Source organism: Glycomyces algeriensis, from assembly GCF_027622855.1.
GTDB classification, from domain to species: Bacteria; Actinomycetota; Actinomycetes; order Mycobacteriales; family Micromonosporaceae; genus Glycomyces; species Glycomyces algeriensis.
The window spans coordinates 569,922-594,666 of the sequence record NZ_JAPZVR010000001.1; the positions used below are offsets into that span (position 1 = coordinate 569,922).

At 71.5% G+C, this 24,745-nt stretch carries 23 protein-coding genes; 12 read left to right on the forward strand and 11 right to left on the reverse strand.

Going from position 1 to position 24,745, the window contains the following annotated elements:
- Positions 1 to 91: 91 nt before the first annotated feature.
- Complete coding sequence (locus O2L52_RS02360; protein ID WP_270113692.1) at positions 92 to 1,189, reverse strand: hypothetical protein; 1,098 nt, start codon at positions 1,187 to 1,189, stop codon at positions 92 to 94.
- A gap of 128 nt (positions 1,190 to 1,317) precedes the next feature.
- On the opposite strand from O2L52_RS02360, the gene O2L52_RS02365 reads away from it, so the two are divergent.
- The 4 genes from O2L52_RS02365 to O2L52_RS02380 all read left to right on the forward strand — a co-directional run bounded on the left by O2L52_RS02365 (position 1,318) and on the right by O2L52_RS02380 (position 4,627).
- Positions 1,318 to 2,049 carry a hypothetical protein gene (locus O2L52_RS02365; protein WP_270113693.1) on the forward strand — a complete coding sequence of 244 codons (732 nt, stop codon included), beginning with the start codon at positions 1,318 to 1,320 and terminating at the stop codon, positions 2,047 to 2,049.
- Positions 2,046 to 3,200, forward strand: coding sequence for a sensor histidine kinase (locus O2L52_RS02370; protein ID WP_270113694.1), 1,155 nt, complete (start codon positions 2,046 to 2,048; stop codon positions 3,198 to 3,200). Before O2L52_RS02365 ends, O2L52_RS02370 begins: the two co-directional genes overlap by 4 nt.
- Positions 3,197 to 3,844 (forward strand): response regulator, encoded by a 648-nt coding sequence (locus O2L52_RS02375; protein WP_270113695.1) that lies wholly within the window; start codon positions 3,197 to 3,199, stop codon positions 3,842 to 3,844. The genes O2L52_RS02370 and O2L52_RS02375 overlap by 4 nt, the downstream gene beginning before the upstream one ends.
- A 78-nt stretch (positions 3,845 to 3,922) precedes the next feature.
- Positions 3,923 to 4,627 carry a FadR/GntR family transcriptional regulator gene (locus tag O2L52_RS02380; protein WP_270113696.1) on the forward strand — a complete coding sequence of 235 codons (705 nt, stop codon included), beginning with the start codon at positions 3,923 to 3,925 and terminating at the stop codon, positions 4,625 to 4,627.
- Between the two features lie 80 nt (positions 4,628 to 4,707).
- On the opposite strand, the gene O2L52_RS02385 is transcribed toward O2L52_RS02380, so the two are convergent.
- The 3 genes from O2L52_RS02385 to O2L52_RS02395 form a co-directional block, all read right to left on the reverse strand.
- Positions 4,708 to 5,787 (reverse strand): tartrate dehydrogenase, encoded by a 1,080-nt coding sequence (locus O2L52_RS02385; RefSeq protein WP_270113697.1) that lies wholly within the window; start codon positions 5,785 to 5,787, stop codon positions 4,708 to 4,710.
- Between the two features lie 96 nt (positions 5,788 to 5,883).
- Entirely contained in the window at positions 5,884 to 6,765 is an 882-nt protein-coding gene (locus O2L52_RS02390; protein ID WP_270113698.1) for a LysR family transcriptional regulator, read from the reverse strand.
- 73 nt (positions 6,766 to 6,838) lie between these two features.
- Entirely contained in the window at positions 6,839 to 8,485 is a 1,647-nt protein-coding gene (locus O2L52_RS02395) for an SLC13 family permease (RefSeq protein ID WP_270113699.1), read from the reverse strand.
- Positions 8,486 to 8,696: 211 nt separating this feature from the next.
- Here O2L52_RS02395 and O2L52_RS02400 point away from each other — a divergent pair, with 211 nt between their 5' ends.
- Entirely contained in the window at positions 8,697 to 10,136 is a 1,440-nt protein-coding gene (locus O2L52_RS02400; RefSeq protein WP_270113700.1) for a glycoside hydrolase family 43 protein, read from the forward strand.
- 41 nt (positions 10,137 to 10,177) lie between these two features.
- Here O2L52_RS02400 and O2L52_RS02405 read toward each other — a convergent pair whose 3' ends face one another.
- Positions 10,178 to 11,380 carry an MFS transporter gene (locus O2L52_RS02405; protein ID WP_270113701.1) on the reverse strand — a complete coding sequence of 401 codons (1,203 nt, stop codon included), beginning with the start codon at positions 11,378 to 11,380 and terminating at the stop codon, positions 10,178 to 10,180.
- A 289-nt stretch (positions 11,381 to 11,669) separates the two neighbouring features.
- On the opposite strand from O2L52_RS02405, the gene rocD reads away from it, so the two are divergent.
- Positions 11,670 to 12,869 (forward strand): ornithine--oxo-acid transaminase, encoded by a 1,200-nt coding sequence (rocD, locus tag O2L52_RS02410; protein ID WP_270113702.1) that lies wholly within the window; start codon positions 11,670 to 11,672, stop codon positions 12,867 to 12,869.
- Positions 12,870 to 13,213: 344 nt separating this feature from the next.
- Here the strand turns inward: rocD and O2L52_RS02415 are convergent, their stop codons facing one another.
- Positions 13,214 to 14,617 carry a short-chain fatty acyl-CoA regulator family protein gene (locus O2L52_RS02415; protein WP_270113704.1) on the reverse strand — a complete coding sequence of 468 codons (1,404 nt, stop codon included), beginning with the start codon at positions 14,615 to 14,617 and terminating at the stop codon, positions 13,214 to 13,216.
- A 126-nt stretch (positions 14,618 to 14,743) separates the two neighbouring features.
- Here O2L52_RS02415 and O2L52_RS02420 point away from each other — a divergent pair, with 126 nt between their 5' ends.
- Genes O2L52_RS02420 through O2L52_RS02430 form a run of 3 tightly spaced genes read left to right on the forward strand, consistent with a single transcriptional unit; the run spans position 14,744 to position 18,263 of the window.
- Positions 14,744 to 16,249 carry an MmgE/PrpD family protein gene (locus O2L52_RS02420; protein WP_270113705.1) on the forward strand — a complete coding sequence of 502 codons (1,506 nt, stop codon included), beginning with the start codon at positions 14,744 to 14,746 and terminating at the stop codon, positions 16,247 to 16,249.
- Positions 16,246 to 17,151 (forward strand): methylisocitrate lyase, encoded by a 906-nt coding sequence (gene prpB / locus O2L52_RS02425; RefSeq protein WP_270113706.1) that lies wholly within the window; start codon positions 16,246 to 16,248, stop codon positions 17,149 to 17,151. The genes O2L52_RS02420 and prpB overlap by 4 nt, the downstream gene beginning before the upstream one ends.
- Positions 17,148 to 18,263, forward strand: coding sequence for a bifunctional 2-methylcitrate synthase/citrate synthase (locus O2L52_RS02430; protein WP_270113707.1), 1,116 nt, complete (start codon positions 17,148 to 17,150; stop codon positions 18,261 to 18,263). Before prpB ends, O2L52_RS02430 begins: the two co-directional genes overlap by 4 nt.
- A 3-nt stretch (positions 18,264 to 18,266) precedes the next feature.
- On the opposite strand, the gene O2L52_RS02435 is transcribed toward O2L52_RS02430, so the two are convergent.
- Genes O2L52_RS02435 through O2L52_RS02445 form a run of 3 tightly spaced genes read right to left on the reverse strand, consistent with a single transcriptional unit; the run spans position 18,267 to position 20,668 of the window.
- A complete protein-coding gene (locus tag O2L52_RS02435) occupies positions 18,267 to 18,770 on the reverse strand; it encodes a hypothetical protein (protein ID WP_270113708.1) in 504 nt (167 codons plus the stop codon).
- Between the two features lie 58 nt (positions 18,771 to 18,828).
- Complete coding sequence (locus O2L52_RS02440; RefSeq protein WP_270113709.1) at positions 18,829 to 19,356, reverse strand: potassium channel family protein; 528 nt, start codon at positions 19,354 to 19,356, stop codon at positions 18,829 to 18,831.
- 4 nt (positions 19,357 to 19,360) lie between these two features.
- On the reverse strand, positions 19,361 to 20,668 hold the full coding sequence (locus O2L52_RS02445; RefSeq protein WP_270113710.1) for a chloride channel protein: 1,308 nt from the start codon (positions 20,666 to 20,668) through the stop codon (positions 19,361 to 19,363).
- A 170-nt stretch (positions 20,669 to 20,838) separates the two neighbouring features.
- On the opposite strand from O2L52_RS02445, the gene O2L52_RS02450 reads away from it, so the two are divergent.
- Positions 20,839 to 21,399, forward strand: coding sequence for a DUF4396 domain-containing protein (locus tag O2L52_RS02450; protein ID WP_270113711.1), 561 nt, complete (start codon positions 20,839 to 20,841; stop codon positions 21,397 to 21,399).
- 7 nt (positions 21,400 to 21,406) lie between these two features.
- Here the strand turns inward: O2L52_RS02450 and O2L52_RS02455 are convergent, their stop codons facing one another.
- Positions 21,407 to 21,964, reverse strand: coding sequence for a TetR/AcrR family transcriptional regulator (locus O2L52_RS02455; RefSeq protein WP_270113712.1), 558 nt, complete (start codon positions 21,962 to 21,964; stop codon positions 21,407 to 21,409).
- A gap of 184 nt (positions 21,965 to 22,148) precedes the next feature.
- Between O2L52_RS02455 and O2L52_RS02460 the strand changes: the two genes are divergently transcribed.
- Both O2L52_RS02460 and O2L52_RS02465 read left to right on the forward strand, forming a co-directional pair.
- Positions 22,149 to 23,639, forward strand: coding sequence for an MDR family MFS transporter (locus O2L52_RS02460; RefSeq protein ID WP_270113714.1), 1,491 nt, complete (start codon positions 22,149 to 22,151; stop codon positions 23,637 to 23,639).
- 82 nt (positions 23,640 to 23,721) lie between these two features.
- Positions 23,722 to 24,183: an SRPBCC family protein gene (locus tag O2L52_RS02465; RefSeq protein ID WP_270113715.1), complete on the forward strand. Its 462-nt coding sequence runs from the start codon at positions 23,722 to 23,724 to the stop codon at positions 24,181 to 24,183.
- Between the two features lie 43 nt (positions 24,184 to 24,226).
- Here O2L52_RS02465 and O2L52_RS02470 read toward each other — a convergent pair whose 3' ends face one another.
- Positions 24,227 to 24,628, reverse strand: a complete 402-nt coding sequence (locus O2L52_RS02470; protein WP_270113716.1) for a hypothetical protein — start codon at positions 24,626 to 24,628, stop codon at positions 24,227 to 24,229.
- Positions 24,629 to 24,745: the final 117 nt, after the last annotated feature.

Here is a 24,745-nt window from a genome sequence, read left to right on the forward strand (position 1 = left end):
CGGCCCGGGCCGGGCCCTGGCCCTCGGCCGCGACGCCGGCGCTGGCGCGGCGCGGCGGGCCCGAGTTCGGGCCCGCCGCTCGTTCGGACCGCTACTTCGTCTCGCCTCGGCCGCAGGCTTTGCAGAGGCCGCGCCTGCGCTGGTGGTAGGCCATCGCCGCCACGAACAGGGCCGCGCCCCACACCACCCACAGCGTCTCCGGCAGTTCCAGCGGCCAGGTCTCGGCCGTGACACCGCCCCGGCCGACCACCAACCGGATGTACATGGCGCCCGCCGAGGCCACCAGCGCCGCGACCAGCGTCGCCGGCACGACCGCCAGCATCGGGGGGACCCGCTTGCCGCGCAGGCCGATCATCCAGCGCGGGAAGACCTCGCCCCACCGCTGGATCAGCCCGAGGGTGAGCACGGCGCCGATGCCGCCGAGCGTCGCCAGTGTGGCCCCGGCCAGCCACAGGCCCGATTCCCGGCCTTCGGCGTAGAACGCCGGGTCGATGCCGAGACTGAACCCGAGCGCCCAGGCCCAGCGGGTGACCGAGTAGACCAGCGGGATGGCGAACGCGGTCCATGTCGCCGGTCGCGCCCAGCGCTGGAGCGTCGAGGGCCGTTCGGCCTCGCTGCGACCGCAGCTGCCGCAGTCGCCGTTCACCTTGCGGCGGTAGGCGACCGCAGTCAGGGCCCACACGACGCCCATGAGGAGCAGCATGAGCAGGTTGAGCCGTTCAACGCGATAGAGCGCGCCCCATCCGACGCCTTCGGGCCAGCCGAAGAAGACCTTTCCGATCAGCATCACCGGCGTGTAGGCGACGACGATGAGCGTGCGGTAGTCCTGGACGGCCACGGTGAGGCCGACCGCGACGATCCAGGCGTAGGCCGGGAGGAGCCACCGCGCCGCCCCGGTGCCGTAGCCCCGGGCCATGAGCACGCCCGCCAAGGCACCGAGCGCGCCGAGGCCGGCGATGATCGGTCCGGCGACCTCGGGCGTCGAGCGCCCCAGGAGCGAGACTGTGAAGGCGAGCCCTGGTTCGGCCATGAGTTCGGCGTCGCCGACGCCGAACGGGAAGCCGGGGCCGCCGAGGGCCCAGACGAGTCCGAGTGCGCCGTACAGGAGCGACCAGGCCGCGGCGGCGTACCCGATCCATTCGGGCCAGCCGGTCTTGGGGCGCTGGGTCTTCGTGAGCAGTTCCGTCATGCCTCAAGCCTGGTCGCGCGGGGCCTCGGCGCCCATGTGCCGAAAGGGCCCTTCCGGCCGCTCCGGAGGCCGCCTATATGCCGAACGGCATATCGGCGGCGGCCTGCGAAGCTGTCTATAGTCGGCGCATGCCCACCGAGCCCCCCGGCAGCGCTTTGGACGCTGCGATCGACCGCCTGTACGCGGCGTTCGGCACGGTGCCGCGACCGGCGGCGATCGAGCTGTGCCCGTGCTGCATGACCGAGTCCGAGGCCGCCGCGCTTGTAGTCCGGGTTCCCTTGCGGGAGTTGCGGGTTGCGGTGCTCGAGCCGTACGTCGCCGATGTACTGCTCACCGTCGGGAGCGTGGCGGACTTCCGCTACTTCCTCCCGCGGATCTACGCGATCGCCTGCACGAGCGGATTCGACTGGCCCGAACTCGAACCGCTCTTCAGGCGGCTGCGTGTCGCCGGGTGGACGGACTGGGCCGCCGAGGAGCAGGCGGCGATCCGTGATCTGCTCCGGGCGTTCTGGAGCCTGACGCTCGCGGCCGGCGACCGCGACGCGGACACCGTGCTGTGCGCCATCGGCAACGCCGAAGACGACCTCGGCCCCTACCTCGACGAGTGGGCCGCCCACCTCCGGCATCCGGTCGCGGCCGCCGAACTCCGGGACCTACTGCGGCATGGGGCGCGCTTGAAGCGCGGCGCCATGCGGTTGACGAACGCGTTCTGGGGCAGCAGGGGCGCCCAGGTCGTGCAGTGGCTCACCGGCATTGCGGTACGGACCGCGGTCGCCGAGGCGTTCGCGACCGCCGATTCCGAGGCGTCTCTGCAGTCGCTGGCGGAGATCGAGGATCTGCTGGCGGTGTACGGCCGATGAGGTTCGTTCGGCTGCCGCTCATGGTGATCGGTGTGCTCGCGCTGCTGTACGCGGCGGTGTGGGCGCCGCCGGATCCGGTGGTGCACCTGGTCGGCGGGCTCACCGCGTGCCTCGCGGTCCTGACCCTGCTCGGCACCAGGCACCGCCGTGTCGCACCGGCTGCGGCCGTTGTCGCGGGAGGGGTCTCGATCGCCGTGACCGCCTTGACATTCGCGGGCCGGGTGCCCGGGGACGCGGAGACCATGGCGTGGTTCTTCCTCGAAGCGCTCGCCCTCACGGGCCTGGTGTACCTCGCGGTCCTGTGGGGCCGGAGCGCAGTGGCGACCGTGGCGGGGGTCGTGCCTGCGCTCGCCACCGCGTTCCTGCTGTTCCGCTTCGACGCCGGGGACGAGGGCCCGGAGCAGTTCCTGGGGCCGGCGGTGTGGCTGGCCCCTGCGGCGATCGCGGCAGGGGTGGCGCTCTATCTCCGCTGGCTGGCGGCGGGCCGCCGCCGGGCGGTGCTCGACGCCCGCCGGGAGCAGCGGCTCGACCTGGCGAACGACCTGCACGACTTCGTCGCTCACGACATCAGCGAGATCGTGGCGCAGGCGCAGGCCGGGCGCATCGTCTTCGGCGGGGACCGGCCCGAGCTCGCGAAGCTGCTGGAGCGCATCGAGACCGCCGGTGTGCGCGCGCTCGGCTCGATGGACCGGACCCTCGCCCTGCTGCGCGACCCGGGCGAGGCCGCGCGGGCTCCAGTGGGCGGCGTGGACGACCTCGAAGCGCTGGTCGAGCGGTTCAACGGGAGCGGCGGTCCGCAGGCCGTGCTCGAGATCCGGCTCGCGAAGCCCGTGGCCCGTGAGACCGGTGCGGTCGTGCACCGTGCCGTGACCGAAGCGCTCACCAACGTGCGCCGCCATGCGCGCACGGCCGCAACGGTTTCGATCGAACTGACCGAAGTGGACGGATCACTGCAACTGCGCGTCGAGGACGACGGTCGGGACGCGCCGAAAGCGGCGTTCCGCGACTCCTCCGGCCTCGGCCTGGCCGGGATGGCAGAGCGGGCCGAGAGCCTCGGCGGGCGCTTCGAGGCCGGGCCCCGCGAACCCTCGGGGTGGCGCATCACGATGCGGCTCCCGTTGCAGGACATCAATGAAGGAGCTCCGCTGTGACGATCCGCGTCCTCATCGCCGACGACCAGGAGGGCATCCGCGAGGCCTTCCGCATGGTGATCGACGCCCAGCCTGACATGCGCGTGGTCGCCGAGGCCGCCGACGGCCGCAGCGCCCTCGCGCAGGCCGAGCTGCTGCGCCCCGACGTGGTGCTCGCGGACATCCGCATGCCCGTGATGGACGGCCTCGAACTGACCCGCCGCCTCGCCGGACCGGAGGTCGCCGAACCGGTGAAAGTCGTCGTGGTGACCACGTTCGACCTCGACGAGTACGTGTACACCGCGCTGCGCGGCGGCGCGTGCGGCTACCTCCTCAAGCGGTCGGGCCCCAACCTCGTCATCGAGGCGATCCGCGCGGCGGTCTCGGGGGAGACCCTGATCAGCCCGCAGATCACGGTCAAGCTGCTGCGCAAGATGATCCCGCCGCAGGCGCCGACCAGATCCGGTGAGGCCCTGAGCGAACGCGAGCTCGAAGTGGTGCGGCTGGTCGCGCGCGGCCTCCAGAACGACGAGATCGCGGGGGAGCTGTTCATCAGCGCCGGCACCGTCAAGAACCACCTCGCGAACGTGCAGCGCCGCCTCGGCGTGCGCAACCGGGTCGAGATCGCCGCGTGGGCCTGGTCCACCGGGCAGGTGACGGCCTGAGCGGCGCGGGCCGCGACCTCGTTCCACCCAGGACCGTCAACTGCCTTACGCTCGAAGCATTTACCGGGAGGAGGTCCGATGGCGCGAGCGTCACGGACGCAGGCAGTGGTCGAACAGGTCCTCGACGCCATCATCGACGGCAAGCTGCAGCCCGGTGAGCCCCTGCCGCCGGAAGGGGTGCTCGCCGAGGACCTGCACGTCTCGCGGCTGACGCTGCGCGAGGCCGTCCGACTGCTTCAGGCGCAAGGGGTCATCGTGCAGGTGCCGGGCCGCCGCCACCGGGTCGCGCCGGTCGCGCAGTGGACCGGGATCGAGGCCGTCGTGCGGCACGCCCGCAGCGCGGGGGAGCGGAAGCGGTCGTCGCTCGAGCTGCTCGAAGTGCGGATGATGATCGAGACCGGCGCCGCCCAGCTCGCGGCCGAGCGATGTTCGGCCTCCGACCTCGACGCGCTGCGCGAACTCCTCGGGCGCATGAAGACCGCGCACGCGAAGGGCGATGTGGTGACCTTCGTGGCCGCCGACCTCGAGTTCCACGACGTGATCCTCCGCGCCGCCGACAACCGCATCCTCGTGGCCGCCCTCCTGCCGCTGACCGCGATGCTCGCCGAGACGCGCAGTGAGACCAGCGCCGTGGCCGAGATCCGCGAGCACGCCATCGCCGAGCACACCGCGATCGTCGCCGCGCTGGCCGCCGGGGACCGCATCGCCGCCCGGGACGCCATGGCCGGCCATATGGACCAGACCCGCGTCGACCTGCTCGAACACGTGCATTCGCGCCGTTAGGGCTGCGAGTCCCCGCATTGCCGGGGCCCCCGCATGCGGCACCGAGGTCAGGAGTCCGCAGCCCGTCGCGGTCGCGGGACTCAGCGGGCCGGGAGGTTCGCGATCACCGCTTCGGTGACCTCCCGCGTCGTGGCGCCGCCGCCCACGTCCCGTGTGCGGACGCCTTGGGCCGTGGCCGCTTCGATCGCCTTGCGCAGGCCTTCGGCCTCGCCGGGCAGCCCGAGGTGGTCGAGCATCATCGCGGCGCTGCCGAAGGCGCCGATCGGGTTGCACACGCCCTGGCCCGCGATGTCCGGCGCCGAGCCGTGCACCGGCTCGAACATGCTGGGGAAGCGCCGCTCCGGGTTGAGGTTCGCGCTCGGCGCGAGGCCGAGGCTCCCGGCGAGGGCGCTGCCGAGGTCGGAGAGGATGTCCGCGAACAGGTTCGAGGCCACCACGACCGACAGCGACTCGGGCTGGAGCACGAACTTCGCGCTCATGGCGTCGACCAGGACGCTCTCGGTCGCCACGTCCGGGTACTCGGCCGCGACCCGCTGGAACACCTGGTCCCACAGGACCATCCCGTACTGCTGGGCGTTGCTCTTGGTGACGCTGGAGACCTTCTTGCGCGGCCTCGTGCGGGCCAGCTCGAACGCGTACCTGATGATCCGCTCGCAGCCGACCTCGGTGAACAGCGCGGACTGGACCGCGACCTCGCCCTTGTCCTCGCGCGCGGCGAACGCGCGGCCGCCGAACCCGGCGTACTCGCCCTCGGAGTTCTCGCGCACGACGACCCAGTCGAGGTGCGTGTCGTCGGCTTTGCGCAGCGGGCTCTCGATGCCGGGCAGGAACTGCACGGGCCGGATGTTCGCCCACTGGTCGAAGCCCTGGCAGATCTTGAGCCGCAGCCCCCACAGGCTCACGTGGTCGGGCACCGTGGGCCAGCCGACCGCGCCGAAGTAGATCGCGTCGAAGTCCTTGAGCGTCTCCAGTCCGTCCTCGGCCATCATCACGCCGTGCTCGGCGTAGTAGTCCGAGCCCCAGGGGAACTCCTCCCACGCGAACGAGAAGCCCGTGCCGTCCGCCGCGATCGCCTCTAGGACCGCCCTCCCGGCGGCCACGACCTCCCGGCCGACCCCGTCGGCGGGGATGGCGGCGATGCGGAACTCTTTGGCGCTCATGGCTCCTCCTCGAATGCGCTGATGCTCGCCTCGAGTGAACAACGGGGCCGGGCCCGGTGTCCAAGACCGATCCGCGATCACCGCGATCGGTGCGGCCTATCGCCGCCAGTCGGCGGCCAGTTCCAGGAACGCCTGCGCCGCCGGGGTCAGCCCGGACGGGCGGCTCACCAGCGCGATGCGCAGGTCCCACGCCGGTTCGATCCGGTGGACCGCGGCCCCGGCGCGCCGGGCCAGCGGCGTCCACGACGAGGGCATCACCGCGTGTCCGAACCCGGCCAGCACCAGCGTCAGGATCGACGTGCGGTGCGCGACCTCCGCGGCGATCCGCACCCCGATGCCGCGCGCGATCAGGTCGTCGACGAAGCGGCGCATGAACGTCCCGTACTGCGAAACGATGAGCCGCACGCCCTCCAGATCGGTGTCGCGCACCGTGTCGCCCTCGGGAAGGCCGTGGTCGGGCGGGGAGATCAGCACCAGCGGCTGGTCGTTGATGGCCTGCACCCGCAGCTCGGCGGTGCGCACGTCGCCCGCCGAACCGAGCAGCCCGATCTCGGCCACCCCGGTCCGCACGCTCGCCACCACCTCGTCGGCCGTGAACGCCCCGTCGACCCGGAACTCGACGCCCGGGTGCTTCTCGGCGAAGCGGCACATCATCTCGGTGAGCGGCTCGATCCCGGGGGAGGGCATGGACACGAGGTCCAGCCGCCCGGTCTGGAGGCCCTTGACCGCCTGCGCCGCCGCGCGGGCCGCGTCGAGGTCGCGCAGGACCTGCCGGGCGGGTTCGACGAGCTGGCGGCCGGCCTCGCTGAGCACGACGCCGCGCCCGACCCGGTGGAACAGCTGCACGCCCAGCTCCCGCTCCAGGTTCCCGATCGCCTGCGAGAGCGAGGGCTGGGCGATGCGGATCTGCTCGGCGGCCCGGCCGAACCCGCCGTGGTCGACCACGGCGAGGAAGTAGCCGAGCTGGCGCACGTCCATGACCGCCTCCGTCCGGTTCGCGGTATTTCGGAGTCTAGGCCCGACCGTTGCATTCGGCCAGGCCTGGACGCCGTCAGCTCCCGATGTGGGTGAGCGCCACCATGGTCGGCACGGTGAGGGTGATGAGCACGCCGCCGATGACGTCGAAGGCGATGCCGGAGCGGATCATCCGCGTCATCGGCACGCAGCCGGTGCCGTAGACGATCGCGTTCTGCGGCGTCGACACCGGCAGCATGAACCCGAGCGAGGCCGCGAACGTCGCCGCCAGCGCCGGGACGAGCGGATCGACGCCGGTGGCGGCGGCCAGCGGGATGATGATCGGCACCACGACCGCCGCCGAGGCGGTGTTGCTGGTGGTCTCGGAGATGACGATCGCGAGGAGCACGGCGAACGCGGTGATGGCGAAGGCGCTGGTGATGCCGAAGGTGTCGGCGGCGCCGTTGCCGATGGTCTCGGCGAGGCCGGTCGCGGAGAGCATGGCGCCGAAGATGATGCCGGTGCCGAAGAGCAGGATGGTGCCCCAGTCGATCTTCCCGGCGTCCTTCCAGGTCATCGTCGCCTGCTGCTTGGACCAGTTGACGGGGAGGATGAACAGGAGGCCGGCGCCGATGACGGCGGCGACTCCTTCGTTGAGGCGGTCGTCAACGAGCGCATAGGCCTCGGAGCCGGTGCCGGAGACGAGCCCGACGACGGCGGGGACGAGCCAGAGGGACACGGTGACGGCGAAGGCGGTCACGGTGTTCTTCTCGGCGCGGCTCATGGGGCCCTGCAGGGCGCGCTGCTCGCGGATGTACTCCTCGACGCCTTCGATGCGGCGCACTTCGGGCTTGTTGATGAGCAGGAGCACCACGAAGAGGATCACGAACATGAGCAGGCAGATGGGGAGTGCGGTGAGCATCCACTGCCCGAAGGAGATCCGTTCGCCGGTGGCCTCCTCGATGAGGCCGCGCCCGATCAAGTTCGGCGGTGAACCGACGGGCGTGAGCAGGCCGCCGACGCTGGCGCCGTAGGCGAGCATGAGCATGAGGGCGGCGCCGACGCGGAGCGTCATCGGGTCGAAGTCGGGGCGGACGACACCCTGGTCCTGCATGAGCTTGGCGATGACGGCGAGGATGCCGAGGGCGGTGGGCATGAGCATCGCGACGGTGGCGGTGTTGGAGACGAACGCCGAGAGGACGCAGGTGATGGCGCCGAACGCGATGATGGTGCGGAAGGTGGAGCGGCCGACGCCGGGGATCGCGAGGATCGCGAACGCGATGCGCTGGGCCACACCGTGTTTGAGCATCGCTTGGGCGAGGATGAACGCCCCGATGAAGGTGAAGATGGTGGTGGAGCCGAAGGGGGCGAGCACGTCGTCGGAGGGGGCTACGCCGAGCAGGATGATGGCGGAGACGCCGATGAGGCCGCTGACGGGGATGGGGATCGGTTCGCAGATCCAGAGGACGACGACGCCGAGGAGGACGGCCGCGAGGCTCTGCTGCTCGCCCGGGATGTCCATGGGCAGGAAGAAGAACAGGAGCGAGACGGCGGGGGCGAGGAACCAGCCGACGAGGCGCCGGCCCCGCTCGAACCTGGCCTCGGCGCCGGAGCGGCCGAGTTCGGAGAGGCTGCGGTAGGTGCTGCCGCCGAGGAGCGCCGCCTCGACGTCGGTGCGGGGTTCTTCGGCCGTTGTGCTTGCGGGCGTTGCCTCTTGGGGCTGCTCCGGGGCGGTGGACGTCATGCCTCCTCCTTGAGGGATAGACTTGGATCACTCTCTCACCGGGTGACATACCGGGTCCAAGACACACATCCTCTGCGGTGCATAGGCGCTGCCTATCGGTGTGCCGCGGGAACTGGAGCGCTCTCGTTAAATATCGAAGATATTGACTACATCGATGTTGATTGTTACCCTTCACATCATCATTTCGGCTGCACACCCCCTTGGAGCGTCAATGTCGACACCACCCTCACCGCACACCGCGCCCCGGCTCAGCCGCCGCGGCCTCATCGCGGCAGCCGCCGCCCTCCCCGCCGCCGCGCTGCTCCCGGCATCACCCGCGGCGGCCCAGACCGCCTACACCGGCTACCTCATGGCCCACTTCATCGGCGAGGGCTCCGGCGGCGAGCAGATCTACCTCGCCCACTCCGACAACGGCCTCAACTGGACCGACCTCAACCGCGGCCAGATCGTGCTGCGCACCCCGCTGGGCACCAAGGGCGTGCGCGACCCCATCATCGTGCGCAACCCGGCCGGCAACCGCTACTGGATCGTCGCCACCGACCTCCACATCGGATCGGGCACGTCCTGGAACGACGCCGCCAACAGCGGCAGCCGCAACCTCGTCGTGTGGGAGTCCACCGACCTCGTCAACTGGTCGATCCCGTGGCTGCTCCCGGTCGCCGCGTCCATCGGCGACGCCGGGGACGCCTGGGCGCCCGAGGCGATCTGGGACGCCGCGGCCGGGAACTACCTGCTCTACTGGGCCACCAACTCGACCCTGAACGGCATCAAGAAGCACCGCATCTGGAGCGCCCGCACCACCGACTTCCGCTCCATCACCACGCCGCAGGCGTACATCAACCCCGCCGGCACCGAAGGGCTCATCGACACCCAGATCATCGAGGCCAACACCGGCGGCTACCGGTACTACCGCGCCTCAAAGACCAGCCAGATCGTCATCGAGGGCAGCAACTCGCTCACCGGCTCGTGGACCCGCCTGGGCGACCTCGCGAACCTCACCGGCGGCGGCGTCGAGGGCCCGATGTGGGCGAAGTTCAACGACCGCAACGAATGGGCGCTGTGGCTCGACCAGTACGCCACGGGCCGTGGCTACATGCCCGTGCTCACCACCAACCCGGCGGCCGTCTCCGGCTACCGCACCACCTCCGGCTACGGCCTCGGCGGCAACCTCAAGCGCCACGGCTTCGTCCTCAACCTCACGCAGGCCGAGGAGACGCGGGTCCTGAACCGGTACCAGAGCCCGGTGTTCAACCGGCTCCAGTCCTACAACTACCAGGACCGCTACGTGCGCCACTACAACATGGACGTGCGCATCGACCCGGGCGTGAGCCCGGCCCAGGACTCGCAGTTCCGGCTCGTGCCGGGCCTGGCCGCCTCGAGCGCGGTCTCGTTCGAGTCGGTGAACTTCCCCGGGCACTTCCTGCGGCACGTCGACTACGACTTCGTGCTCGCCCCGCGCGCCTCCGGGGGCACGTTCAACGCCGACGCCACCTTCAACCGCGTCGCGGGCCTGGCCGACTCCTCGTGGAGCTCGTTCACGTCCTACAACTTCCCGACCCGCTATATCCGCCACTACGGGTACGCGCTGCGGCTCGACCCGGTGAGCACCACGCAGGAGCGGGCGGACGCGACCTTCCGCGTCACCACGTAACCGGTCCGCCCGGCGCGGGCCCCACCGCCCGCGCCGGGCCCTCACACCTTGGGCTTGCGCGCCGCCGGGGAGCACAGGAGCGCCACCGCGACGAGCACGAGCACCACGTAGAACGCGTTGCGCAGCCCCACCTGGTCGCCCATGAGGCCGATGAGCGGGGGCCCGATGAGGAAGGCGCAGTAGCCCACGGTGGCCACGACCGCGACGTTCGCGGTGGCCTTCTCGGGGTCGTCCGCGGCTGCGGACATGCCCACGGGGAACCCGAGCGACGCGCCCAGGCCCCACAGCACGGTGCCGACGATCGCGACGGGCGCGGTCGGGCCGAGGATCACCAACAGCAGGCCGACCAGTGCCAGCAGCGCCGAACCGGCCAGGACCGGCACGCGCCCGAACTTGTCGAGGAACAGCCCGCCGAAGGCCCGCCCGGCGGTCATCGCGGTCACGAACACGGCGAAGACGGCCGCGCCGCCGGGGTTGGTGAGGCCGTAGCCGTCGACCATCGCCAGGCCCAGCCAGTCGTTCGCGGTGCCCTCGGTGAAGGCCATGCCGAGGATGATGAGGCCGATGAGCAGCACGCGCACGTCCGTCCACGCGGACAGGCGGGTGCGCCACCCGGCCCGCTCGCCCGGCGCGGCCTCGCGCGGCTCCTCGGCCGGCTGCAGGAACTTCACCACGTACACGGACGCGACGAGGACCGCGACGCCCACGCCCGTCAGGTGCACGCCCGCGGGGACGCCGAGCTGCTCGGTGAGTGCGCCGACGCCCGCGCCGAGCATGGTGCCGACGCTGAAGAACGCGTGGAACATCGGCATGAGGGTCTTGCCGATGCGCCGCTCGTTGGCCGCACCGGAGAGGTTCATCGCGACGTCGAGCACCGAGTTGCCCGCGCCGAGGACCATGAGCGCCGCGAACAGCGCCCAGTAGGACGGCGCGAACCCGGCGATGAGGCCGATCGCGATCAGGCCGACCGCCGTCAGCGCGAGGAACCAGCGGATCGCCGCGGTCGCCCCCAGGTGGGCCACCACATGGCCCGAGGCGACGAGCCCCAGGATCGCCCCGGCCGAGAGCCCCAGGATGAGCACGCCCATCTCCTGGGTGGTCGCGCCGAGGAGGTCGCGCATGTTGGGGACCCGCGCGGCCCAGTTGGCGAACACGAACCCCGAGAGGGCGAAGACCGCGAACACGGCGTTTCGCCAGTGCACGAGCGCGGGGTCGGTGCGGGCGGGCAGGGCGGTGCTGGTCACGGTCATCCAATCGGGCGGCGGCACGGGTGCGGGCCCGAAAGGGCCCGGCAACCAGCTTGCACCGAGGTTTAGCGTTCGACAAGCGGATTCGACGGCTATTCACGTACGCGGCCGCGGCGCTTATCGCCAGTATTTTGCAACAGTAGACTTGACAGGGCCGCGCCCGCGCAGCAGCGCCGAGAACGCCGCCGCCGGGTCCATGCTGGTGGCAGCCCGGCGCGACCGGGAACCACCGAGACCGGTCGGCGCCGCGCACCGCGCCGCCGCCTCCGCCCGAGAAAGGCCGCCCGTGAACCGTTCGAGCCACCTCACCGACCTCGAAGAGCAGTACGGCGCCCACAACTACCACCCGCTGCCGGTGGTCATCGCCGAAGGCGAGGGCGCCTGGGTCACCGACACCGAGGGCAACCGCTACCTCGACTGGCTCGCCGCGTACTCGGCCGTGAACTTCGGCCACCGCCACCCGCGCCTGACCGCCGCCGCGCACGCCCAGCTCGACCGGATCACCCTCGCCTCGCGCGCCTTCCGCACCGACACGCTCGGCCCGTTCCTGGAAGGTCTCGCCGCGCTCACCGGCAAAGAGTCCGTGCTGCCCATGAACACCGGCGCCGAAGCCGTCGAGACCGCCGTCAAGGCCGCCCGCAAATGGGGCTACGAGCGCAAGGGCATCGCCGCCGACCGGGCCCGGATCGCCGTGTTCGACGGGAACTTCCACGGCCGCACCACCACTATCGTCGGCTTCTCCTCCGACCCGGGCTCCCGCGACGGCTTCGGGCCCTTCGACGGAGGCTTCGACTCGGTGCCCTACGGCGACATCGACGCGCTCGCCGCGGCCATCGGCCCCGAGACCGCGGCCGTGCTGCTCGAACCCGTCCAGGGCGAAGCGGGCGTGATCGTCCCGCCCGCCGGCTGGCTCGCCGAGGTCCGGCGCCTCTGCGACGAGCAGCACGTACTCATGATCGCGGACGAGATCCAGTCCGGCCTCGGCCGCACCGGCCACACGTTCGCCTGCGACCGCGAGGACGTCACGCCTGACGTGTACCTGCTCGGCAAGGCCCTCGGCGGCGGCATCGTCCCGCTCTCGGCCGTCGCCTGCGACCGCGAGGTGATGGACGTCTTCACGCCCGGCACCCACGGCTCCACCTTCGGCGGCAACCCGCTCGCCGCCGCCGTCGGCACCGAGGTCGTCGCCATGCTCGCCACCGGGGAGTGGCAGCAGCGCGCCCGCGACCTCGGCCGGTACCTCGAAGGCGCCCTCGCCGGCCTCGACAAGTCCAGAGTGGATGAGATTCGGGTGTGCGGCCTGTGGGCCGGCGTCGACCTCGCCGAGACCGCCCCCTCCGCGCGCGAAGTGTGCGAACGGCTGCTCCGACTCGGCGTGCTCGCCAAGGAGACCCATCAGCGCACCGTGCGCATCGCCCCGCCGCTGGTCATCGAACCCGAGGAGATCGACCGCGGCGTCGCCGCCCTCGCCGAGGCCATCGGTTAAAGCCCGCCCGCCTGAGCGCGCCGCCGACCACGGCCGACTTTCGCATTCGCGGACGACGTGGACGCCACCGCCGGCCACCGGCTCGCGATCCCTTCGGGCGGTGCCCAACCGCCGCCGTATTGGAACTGCGCGAAGCCGGGTGACCGCGGCCGCATCCCGTGCCGGTGCCGACGCGAACGAGGGTGCGGCGGCGAGCACACACGATGCCGTCATCGGCGGCGAACACGGGTCAGAGGCAGCGCCCGGTTCGGGCGAGACGGCGTGGATGCCGACGAGCGCGCCACGGCTCGGCGTTCGACCCGGCATCCCACGGCCCTTTTGCCGCCCGCTGGAGGGCCGCGGCCTTACGCCGACGACGGGTACGGGGTGAAGCCGCTGCGGTGGTCCGTTACGTCGAGCGGCCTCCCGATCGCCGGGAACGCCCGCTGCGGGCAGCCGGAGCGGTCGCACACCTTGCAGCCCGGCCCGATCGGCGTCAGCGCCGCCGGACTCGCCAGATCGAGCCCGTCGGCGTACACCAGGCGGTGCGCATGGTGGAGGTCGCAGCCCAGCCCGATCGCGAACGTCTTCGCCGGCGTCCCGAACCCGCCGTAGCGGCGGGTCACCGTGCGCGCCACCCACAGGTACGACCGCCCGTCGGGCATCTGCGCGAGCTGCGTGCGGACCTCCCCGGGATGCGCGAACGCCTCGTAGACGTTCCACAGGGGACAACTGCCGCCCACCCGCGAGAAGTGGAAGTCCGTGGCCGACTGCCGCTTCGAGATGTTCCCCGCCCGGTCCACCCGCACGAAGAAGAACGGCACGCCCCGCGACCCCGGCCGCTGCAGCGTGCTCAACCGGTGCGCCACCGTCTCGAACCCCACCCGGAACCGCCGCTGCAGCAGGTCCAGGTCGTACCGCAGTTCCTCTGCGGCACTGCGGAACACCCCGTACGGCAGGATCAGCGCCCCCGCGAAGTAGTTCGCCAGCCCGATCCGCGCCAGCGCCCGCGCCTCCGGCCCCGAGAGGTCCGCCGCCGCCACCAGGCCGTCGATCAGGTCCGCGTGCTCGACCAGCGCCAAGTGCGTGGCGAGCTGGAACGCGCGCTGGCCGGGGGAGAGCAGCGGCGAGACGCGCAGGACCCGCCCCTCCGGGTCGAACCGGCGCTTCGCCCCGGCCTGCTCGCCCGCCGCGAGGTCCGCGACCGCGGTGCCGTGCCGCTCGGCCAGGAGCCGCGTGAGCTCCGCGGCGAGGTCCGCCGGGTCCAGTCCGGCGGCGATCCGCTCGGCCGCCTCGTCGAGCTCGGGCACGTAGTTCCGCTTGGCGTAGAACAGGTCCCGCACCTCCTCGTACGCCGTGGGCGCCGCCCCCGCGTCCAGCTCGGCGCTCATCGCCGTGTTGCGCTCCACCGCGTGCCGGTAGCGCCGGTGCAGGTCCACCACGTACCGCGCCAGCTCCGGCATGCCCTCGGCGAGCTCGCGGGTCTGGTGCGGCGAGACCTGCTCGGCGTGCGCGGTGTCGGCGAGCGCGTCCCGCAGCTGGGCGTCGAGCCGGTCGCTTTCGGCCGCCGAGAACCGCTGCACGTCCACATCGAAGACCTCGGCCAGGCGCAGCAGCACCGGGCCCGTGATGGGCCGCTGGTTCGACTCCATCTGGTTCACATAGCTCGTGGAGATGCCCAGCGCGGTGGCGAGCGAGGCCTGCGTGAGCCCCTGCTCCTCGCGGAACCGGCGCAGCCGCAGCCCCACCTTGGCCGTCCTCAACGCCATCGACTGGTCCTTTCACAACATTCACAAAACCGGGCCGATATTTCCACAAGAAACCACATGTTCAGTGCTTTCAAGCGGTCAGGCGGCTGTACATACTGTGAAGATACCCGTCGAAGGAGCCGCCGCATGATCGAGCACCACGTCCGCGCCCACGCCTCCCGCGAGGCACTGCCGCGCGAACAGGAACTGGCCTGGAAACTCGCGCAGGTCGCCACCGACCCCGTCCCGGTCGAACCCGACGTGGCCGAGATGATCGGCAACCGGGTCATCGACAACGCCGCCGTCGCGGCCGCGTCCCTCGCCCGCCGCCCCGTCGCCAACGCCCGCGCCCAGGCCTTCACGCACCCCTACCGCCCCGGCGCGGCCGTCTTCGGCGCCGCCCCCGAAGTGCGGGCCTCGCCCGAATGGGCCGCATGGGCCAACGGCGTCGCCGTGCGCGAACTCGACTTCCACGACACGTTCCTCGCCGCCGACTACTCCCACCCCGGCGACAACATCCCGCCGATCCTCGCCGCCGCCCAGCACCGCGGCCTCGACGGCGCCGCCCTCGTGCGCGGCATCGCCACCGGCTACGAGATCCAGATCGACCTCGTGCGCGGGATCTGCCTGCACGAGCACCGGATTGACCACATCGCCCACCTCGGCCCCGCCGCCGCCAGTGGCATCGGCACCCTCATGGGCCTCGACGCCGAGGTGATCTACCAGGCCATCGGCCAAGCGCTGCACACCACCACCGCCACCCGCCAGTCCCGCAAGGGCGCGATCTCCTCCTGGAAGGCCTACGCCCCCGCGTTCGCGGGCAAGGCCGCCATCGAAGCGGTCGACCGCGCCATGCGCGGCGAAGGCGCGCCCTCGCCCATCTGGGAAGGCGAGGACGGCGTCATCGCCCGCCTCCTCAGTGGACCCGCCGCCCGCTACACCGTGCCGCTGCCCGCCCCCGGCGAACCCAAGCGCGCCATCCTCGACACCTACACCAAGGAGCACTCCGCCGAATACCAGAGCCAGGCCCTCATCGACCTCGCCCGCCGCCTCGCCCCGCGCATCCCCGACCTCTCGCGCGTCGCCGAGATCGTGATCCGCACCAGCCACCACACCCACAACGTGATCGGCACCGGCGCGAACGACCCGCAGAAGACCGACCCCGACGCCAGCCGCGAGACCCTCGACCACTCCATCATGTACATCTTCGCCGTCTCCCTCGAAGACCGCGACTGGCACCACGAGCGCTCCTACACTCCCGAACGCGCCCACCGCGACTCCACGGTCAGTCTGTGGCGCAAGGTCCGCACCCTCGAAGACCAGGAGTGGACCCGCCGCTACCACGACCCCGACCCCGACAAGCGCGCCTTCGGCGGGCACGTCACCGTCGTCTTCGACGACGGCACCACGCTCGACGACGAACTCGCCGTCGCCGACGCCCACCCCCGCGGCGCCCGCCCCTTCGCCCGCGAGCAGTACCTCCAGAAGTTCCGCATCCTCGCCGACGGCGTCATCGAACCGTCCGAACAGGACCGGTTCCTCGACCTCGCCTGCCGCATCGAGACCCTCGACGCCGCCGAGGTCCGCGCCCTCAACCTCGCCGCCCCTCCCGGCACGCTCGAAGCACCCGCGAACGGAGGACTCTTCCGATGACCCAACGCATCTCGCCGTCCCAGAAGCGCAAGGCCCTGCGCACCGGACTCGCCTCCGGCCGCCTCCAGCGGCTCCCCGGCGCGTTCTCGCCGCTCGTCGCCCGCGCCGTCGCCGACCGGGGCTTCGAAGGCGTCTACGTCTCCGGCGCCGCGCTGGCCGCCGACCTCGCGCTGCCGGACATCGGACTCACCACGCTGACCGAGGTCGCCGGGCGCGGCGGCCAGATCGCCCGCGCCACCGACCTGCCCACCCTCATCGACGCCGACACCGGCTTCGGCGAGGCCGCCAACGTCGCCCGCACCATCGCGTCCTTCGAGGACGCCGGGCTCGCCGGGTGCCACCTGGAGGACCAGGTCAACCCCAAGCGCTGCGGGCACCTCGACGGCAAGGAGGTCGTGCCGGCCGCCGCGATGCTGCAGCGGGTGCGGGCCGCCGTCCAGGCCCGCACCGACCCGGACTTCGTCATCTGCGCCCGCACCGACGCCCGCGCGATCGAGGGCCTGGACGCCGCCATCGACCGCGCCAAAGCCTATGTGGATGCCGGAGCGGACATGGTCTTCCCCGAGGCCCTGCGCACCGAAGCCGAGTTCGCGGCCTTCCGCGCAGCGGTCGACGTGCCGCTCCTGGCCAACATGACCGAGTTCGGCGCCTCGCCGAGCCTCACCGCGCGGCAACTCGAGGACCTGGGCTACAACCTCGTGATCTGGCCCGTCTCGAGCCTGCGCGCCGCCATGGGCGCCGTCGAAGACCTCTTCGACACGCTCGAGGCCGAGGGCACCCAGGCCTCCCATGTGGACCGGATGCAGACCCGCGCCCGCCTGTACGAACTCGTCGACTACGCCTCCTATAGCGCTTTCGACCAGCAGCTCTTCGACTTCAAGATCCCCGGGAGGGACGCATGAGCACTATCCACAAGGGCCTGGTCGGAGTCGTCGCCGACACCACCGCCATCAGCGAGGTCGTCCCCGAGACGAACTCCCTCACCTACCGCGGCTACCCCGTGCAGGAGCTCGCCCGCAGCTGCTCCTTCGAATCGGTCGCGCACCTCATCTGGTACGGCGAGCTGCCCGACGCCGCCGCGCTCGCCCGCCTCAGTGAACGCGAAGGCGCGCAACGGGAGGTCACCCGCTCCACGATCGGCGTCGTGGACCGCGTCCCGGACAACTGCCACCCGATGGACCTGCTGCGCACGGCCGTCTCCTGCCTCGGCGCCGAGGACCCGGCCGAGGACGACAACAGCCCGGCCGCCAACCGCGCCAAGGCCGAGGCGATGTTCGCCAAACTTCCCACGATCGTCGCCCACGACTTTCGCCGCCGCAGGGGCCTCGCCCGCATCGCCCCCGACCCGGGACTGGGCTTCGCCGAGAACTTCTTCCACATGTGCTTCGGCACCGTGCCGGCCCCGGAAGTGCTGCGCTGCTTCGAGATCTCGATGATCCTCTACGCCGAGCACAGCTTCAACGCCTCCACGTTCACCGCCCGCACCGTCGCCTCCACCCTCTCGGACATCTACTCGGCCGTCACCGCTGCGATCGGCGCCCTCAAGGGCCCGCTCCACGGCGGCGCGAACGAGGCTGTGATGCGCATGATGCTCGAGATCGGCGACCCCGCGTTCGCGGGCGACTGGCTGCGGGAGCGCCTGGCCGCCAAGGAGAAGGTGATGGGCTTCGGGCACCGCGTCTACAAGGACGCCGACTCGCGCGTCCCCACCATGAAGGCCGCGTTCGTCGAGATGGCCGAGCTCCAGGGCGGTCAGCGGTGGGTCGCGATGTACGAGGAGCTGGAGGCGGCCATGATGGCGGCCAAGGGCATCCATCCGAACCTCGACTTCCCGGCCGGGCCCGCCTACTACCTGATGGGTTTCGACATCCCGATGTTCACGCCGCTGTTCGTCATGTCCCGCATCACCGGCTGGACCGCGCACGTGATCGAGCAGCTGGAGTCGAACGCCCTGATCCGGCCGCTGAGCGCCTACACCGGGCTCCCGCAGCGGGCGATCCCGCTGGCGGCGTAGGCGTCACGGGGCCTGCGCGTCGTGCGGCCCGGCGCCGACCAGCAGCCGGTGCGTGCGGTCGCCCTGCCCGGTGGGGGAGTAGAGGCGCAGGCCCTCCTCGTGCGTCCAGGCGTAGCAGGCGATGCCGAAGACCGCGAGGGTCAGGAGCGAGACGACCAGCAGGACCACGCCGAACGCGGTCGAGAGCGGGATGGTGATCCCGGCCTCGTCAAGGCCGATGGCGCCGCCGATGAGCACGACCGCGAGCGCCAGGCTCACGAGCGTGGTCACCATGCGCCGCTTGCGGATCGCACGCGAGAGCGCGGAGCTGCGCACACGCAGCAGCAGCTCCGCACCGCACGAGTCGCAGCGCAGTTCGACGATCTTCTCGCCGGTCGCCGGGCGGCGGACCTGGAAGCCGGTGAGGTCGTAGCGCCGCTCCTCGCCGATCCAGATGAACCCGAAGGTGGTGCTGGTGCCGGTCAGGTGGCCGATCCGGACGGTCGACTGCTCGCGCAAGGGCTCCATGCCTTCAGCCTAGAAGGCCCGTGCCGGGATCCGTCCCGGCGCGGGCCCGGCTCGGCGGTCAGGCGCGCGGACGGCGTGCGCGGGCGCGCTCGGTGAGCTTGCGGGCGATGAGCGACGCCGAGCCCGCGATCGCGGTGACGTTGAACGCCATCTGCAGGCACACCAGGATCCGGGCCCCCTGGCCGTGCGCCGTGATGTCGCCGAAGCCGACCGTGCTCAGCGTGCTCAGTGCGAAGTAGAGGGCGTCGACGCGGGTGTGGAGGCCGTCGAACTGGTCGGGCCGGTACACGGCCACTGTGTAGTCGGTGAGCGCGAACAGCAGCAGCCCCCCGAGGATGCCGACGACGAGCGCGCCCAGCGGGGCGTTCGGCTCGCGGAGCTGCCGCACCGCCTGCCAGCGGATCGTGACCGCGATGGCCGCGAGGAGCACTGCCGTGGCGGTCCAGCGCATGATCAGCACGGCCGGATCGGGCTCGATGCGGACCGGTACGACCGCGTACAGCACGATGAGCGCGAGGGCCGCGAGCGCCCATCGCAGCCGGTGCGGCTTGAACGCCGGGTCGCTCTCCTCGTGCTGCACCTGCATCGCCCTATACCGCCTCGGCCGCGGGCTCGGCGCGCTTGCCGGCCCGGTCGATGAGCTGCTCGCTCACGAACGCCACGACCACCGCGACGAGCACGATCGGGGCCAGCGCGGCGGACCCCGACCCGAGCAGCAGCGTGACGAGGACGGCCGCCGAGACCGGCAGCGGCAGGATGGCGGCGGTGGCGGCGGCCATGCCCGCGGCCATAGCCGCAGCGACGCCGAAGCCGGGGAGCCCGCTCAGGAGTGCGCCTGCGGCGGCGCCGAGGAACAGGGCCGGGAAGATCGGGCCGCCGCGCAGCGTCGCGAGCGACACCGCGTACGCCAGGCCCTTCAACGCCAGCAGCGCGATGAGCGCCCAGGTCCCGGGCACGTCGCCCTTCTCAGTGAACATCCCGAGCGCGTCCTGCCCTGACAGCAGCACCTCCACAGGGGAGCGTCCGGTCAGCAGCGCGTAGGCCGCGGCGGCGACGGCGGTGACGGCCACGGCGGCCATCGCCATGAGCGCGGGGCGCCGGGCCGCGTGCGGCACGAGGCGGCGCCCGAGATGGTGGACCTGGCGTACCCCGACGGCGATGAGCACCGCGAGCGGGATCGTCCACAGCAGATCGGCGAGGTCGGGCCGGGCCGGGATCACGAGCCCGGGGAGCTGCAGCGAGGACACCGGCAGGCCGGTCCACTCGCCGAGCCCGGTGAACACGAGTGCGCCGATGCCGGCCGAGAGCAGGCACGGCAGGACGACCGCGGTCTGCCGGACCCCGGCGCGGCCCGCGGACTCGAGGATGAACACGGCCGCCACCAGCGGGCTGCCGAAGATCACGGCGACGGCCGCGGCGGAACCGGAGGTGCTGACCAGGGCGCTCTCCTGGCCGCGTGCGACCCAGCGGCCGGTGAGGATCATCGCGAAGGCCGCGCCCACCGCCATGAGCGGCGCCTCCGGGCCGAGCACGACGCCGAGCGGCAGGCCGCCGAGCGCCGCGAGCAGGACCCCGGGCAGGTGCGAGGGCGGCACCGGATCGGGCGAGAGGCCTTCGATCGGCACGTGGCCGCCGCCCCCGGGCAGACGGGCGACGGCGACGGCGACGAGCGCGCCGCCGATGAGCAGCCAAGGGGCCGGCCACCACCAGGGCACCGGATCGAGTCCCCAGTGCTCCGGCAGGTCCTCCCAGACGACGTCGGTGAGCCAGTGCAGGAGCGCGAGGAACGCGAAGGCCGCCACCGATACCGGCACGCCGACCAGGCCCGCGAGGGCGAGCACGCGCGCATACCGCGCGCCCAGCCGTTCAGCGCCCTCGCCTTCGGAAGTCTCGACCACTGTGCCCCCACATCGCCCCTGTGCTGCACTGTGGATCTTCCTACGGCTGCGGGCGGGCCGCAGGACATTCGGCGTCACGCCACCCCAACCCCTCTTGCCACATACCCTAGGGGGGTATATAGTGATCCGGTCGCGGCCGCCCCTGGCCGCCGAGCACTGAGGAGCAGCCGATGGACCACTCCGCCCATGAGCACCACGACCACCACGAGCACGCCGGCCATGAGGACCACTCGGGACACCCGCACCACGAGGACCACGCGGGCCACGCGGCGCACGACGCGAAGCCGAGCCCCGCGAGCTGGGGCATGGCCGCCTCCGCGACCCTCCACTGCCTCACCGGCTGCGCGATCGGCGAAGTCCTCGGGGTCGTCATCGGCACCGCGCTCGGCTGGCACGGCGCGGCCACCATCGCCCTCGCGATCGCCCTCGCGTTCGTGTTCGGGTACGCCCTGACCATGCGCGGGGTCATGCGCGCCGGGCTGTCCTTCAAGGACGCGCTCAAGGTCGCGCTCGCCGCCGACACCATCTCGATCGCGGTCATGGAGATCGTCGACAACGCCTTCATCCTCGCCATCCCGGGCGGGATGGAGATGGGCGTGGCCGACCCCCGGTTCTGGCTCATGCTCGCCGCCGCGCTCGCGATCGCCTTCGTGGTCACCGTCCCGATCAACCGCTGGCTGATCTCACGCGGCAAAGGCCACGCGGTCGTGCACCAGCACCACCGGCACTAGGCGGCGGTCAGGCCGCGACCGGACGCAGGGCCTCCATCGTCCGGTCCAGGCACGGCCCGAACACCTCCGGATCGGTACCGCAATGGAGCGACGCCGCCTGGAGGCACGCGAACGCCCCGCCCACGATGGCCCGCACGACCACCGCGTCCGGCTCGTCCCCGCTCCGCCCGGCCCGCTCCACCAGCAGCTCCGAGAGCGACCGCTGCAGCAGGTCCAGCCGGCCCAGGTACGCCGCCAGCAGGCGCGGGCTCGCGCTCACGATCTCGTGCAGCACCCGGTCGCGCTCGCGCACCGCCGGATCGGCCAGGCGCTCCACCACCGGGTCGAACGCGCGCCGCAGCGAGTCCCACACGGACTCGCCGCACGGCCGGGCCTCCAGGCGGGCCGAGAGCTCCTCGCCCAGGCGCTCGACGCTGTCGAGCACCACCTCGTCCTTCGACGCGAAGTAGCGGAAGAAACTGCGCTGGGACATGCCGACGGCGGCGGCGATCTCATCGACCGTCGTCTCCTCGAAACCCTTCGCCACGAACAGGGCCTCCGCGGTCCGTGCGATCCTCGACTGCACGGCCCGACGTGACACTTCTCGCAGACTCCCACCGGCGCCCATGACCCGGATGGTAGCAACTGCAATGATTGACAGTCACTGACACTTTCCGGCGCGCGCGTCCCGTCACCCTCCGACACCCCGGCGGGTCCCGGCACGGGCCAGTCGTGCACCGGCAGGAACACCACCGAAGGAAACATCCCCCATGACCGTTGACCAGCGACCGGCTGAGACCCCCGAGGCCGAAGCCGCCCCAGCGCCCGAACCGGGCATGTCACGCCAGATCAAGATCGTGCTCGGCGTGCTCCTCGTGGCCACGTTCGTCATGATCCTCAATGAGACCGTGATGGGCGTGGCACTGCCGCGCCTCATGGAGCAGTTCGAGATCACCGCCGCCACCGTGCAGTGGCTGACGACCGGCTTCATGCTCACCATGGCCGTCGTCATCCCCATGACCGGCCTCATCCTCCAGCGCTTCACCACCCGCACGGTGTTCCTCGCCGCCATCGGGCTCTTCTGCGCCGGCACGCTGCTCGCCGGCGTGGCCACGGTCTTCCCCGTGCTCGTCGTCGCCCGCGTGATCCAGGCCAGCGGCACCGCAGTCATGCTGCCGCTGCTCATGACCACCGTCATGACCTTCGTCCCGGCCGAGCGCCGCGGACGCACCATGGGCTTCATCACCGTCGTCATCGCCGTCGCCCCCGCGATCGGCCCGACCTTCTCCGGGTTCATCCTCAACAACCTCACCTGGCGCTGGATGTTCCTGGCCGTGCTGCCCATCGCCGTCCTGGCCCTCGTCCTCGGCGGGGTCCTCATCAAGAACCTCGGCGAGACGCGCCCGGTCAAGCTCGACCTGCTCTCCGCGCTCCTCTCGGCAGTCGCCTTCAGCGGCATCATCTACGGCCTCAGCAGCCTCGGCGAGTCGGCGGCCGGGAACCACACCCCGATCCCGCCGTACGCCGCCGTCGCGGTCGGCGCCGCGTCCCTGGCCCTGTTCGTCTTCCGCCAGCTCCGGCTCCAGAAGCGCGACGCGGCCCTGATGGACCTGCGGCCCTTCAAGAGCCGCTCGTTCACCGTCGGCATCATCATGCTGCTCATCTCGATGGCGGCCCTCTTCGGCTCGCTCATCCTGCTGCCGATCTACCTCCAGAACGTCCTGGGCCTCACCACCCTCGAGACCGGACTGGTGGTCCTCCCCGGCGGCCTCGCCATGGGAGTCTCCGGCCCGTTCATCGGCCGCATCTTCGACAAGGTCGGCCCCCGGCCGCTCGTCATCCCCGGCTCGATGGTGCTCGCGGGCGCCCTCGGGCTCATGACGATGCTCGACCAGAACAGCGAGACCTGGTTCGTCGTGGTCATCCACGTCATGCTCAGCCTCGGCCTCAGCAGCCTCATGACCCCGCTCATGACCTCCTCGCTCGGCGCCCTGCCCATGGAGCTCTACCCCCACGGCAGCGCCATCATGAGCACCCTCCAGCAGGTCGCGGGCGCGGTCGGCACCGCCGTGTTCATCACCCTGATGACCACCGGCGCCGCCTCGAGCCTCGACGCCGGAGCGACCGAGGTCGTCGCCCAGTCCGACGGCATCCACCTCGCCTTCCTGTGCGGCACCGCCATGGCGCTCGTCGCCGTGGCCGCCGCCTTCCTCGTGAAGAAGGCCGAAAGCCCGAGCGGCGACGCCGTCCCGGTCCACTAACAGCACCACCCGAGGCCCGGTCCCGTACGCGGGGCCGGGCCTTTTCACGCCTGCCGCCGGCACCGGATGCTACGGTCCGAAGATGCCGCGAACCGACCAAGCCAGCAGGGACGTACCCGCCTCCGTCGACCGCGTCTACACCGCGCTCGTCGACCCCGAAGCCCTCGCCGCCTGGCTCCCGCCCGCCGGCATGACCGGCCGCTTCGACCACTACGACCCCCGCCCCGGCGGCGGCTACCGCATGACCCTCACCTACGACGACCCCGCCGATTCGCCCGGCAAGACCACCGCCGACACCGACACCGTCGAAGCCCGCTTCATCGAACTCGTCCCCAACACCCGCATCGTCACCGAGGTCGACTTCGTCTCCGACGATCCGGCCTTCTCCGGCACGATGACCGGCGCCTGGACCCTCGAGCCGATCGCGAACGGCACCCGCGTCACCGTCACCGCCGAGAACGTCCCCGACGGCATCAGCGCCGAAGACCACGCCGAAGGCCTGGGCTCCTCCCTCCTCAACCTCGAGGCCTACCTCGAACGCTGAAGGCCGGACCCCGAAGGGGCCCGGCCCGTGCGGAGGAACCCCGCTACTCCGTGACCTCCTGGAACGAGCAGTCGTTCGCCTCCGGGTCGTTCGCGCCGTCCACGGTGCAGATCTCCATCACGTACTCCTCGCCGGTGAGCACGTTCCACTGGAACGTCTTGAACTCGCCCGCTCCCAGTCCGTTGTAGATGCTCCTGAGCTTGATCCACTCGCCGTCCTCGACGAGGTAGAGGCTGCCGCGGACGCCATGGCCGTCGGGGTGCCAGTCGTGCACGGAGAAGACGTCGCCGTCATCGTGGTGGATGATCTCGGCGACCAGGTTCCCGCCGGCATCGGTGAGCTGGGCCTCGATGTCGGCGGCCTGCGCGGGGGCGGCGATGCTCGCGGCGAGCGCGAGGCCGGCGCCGAGCGCCAGACCGGTGCGCGCAATCCAGGTCTTGTTCATTGTGGAGGCTCCAAATCACTTGGGGCGCATCGTTGTCGAAACGCCGTCGTACCAATCAAGACGTGAACCGGACGCACTCTCCGTACCCCTGAGGGTCAGTGATCCGCGACACTCTGC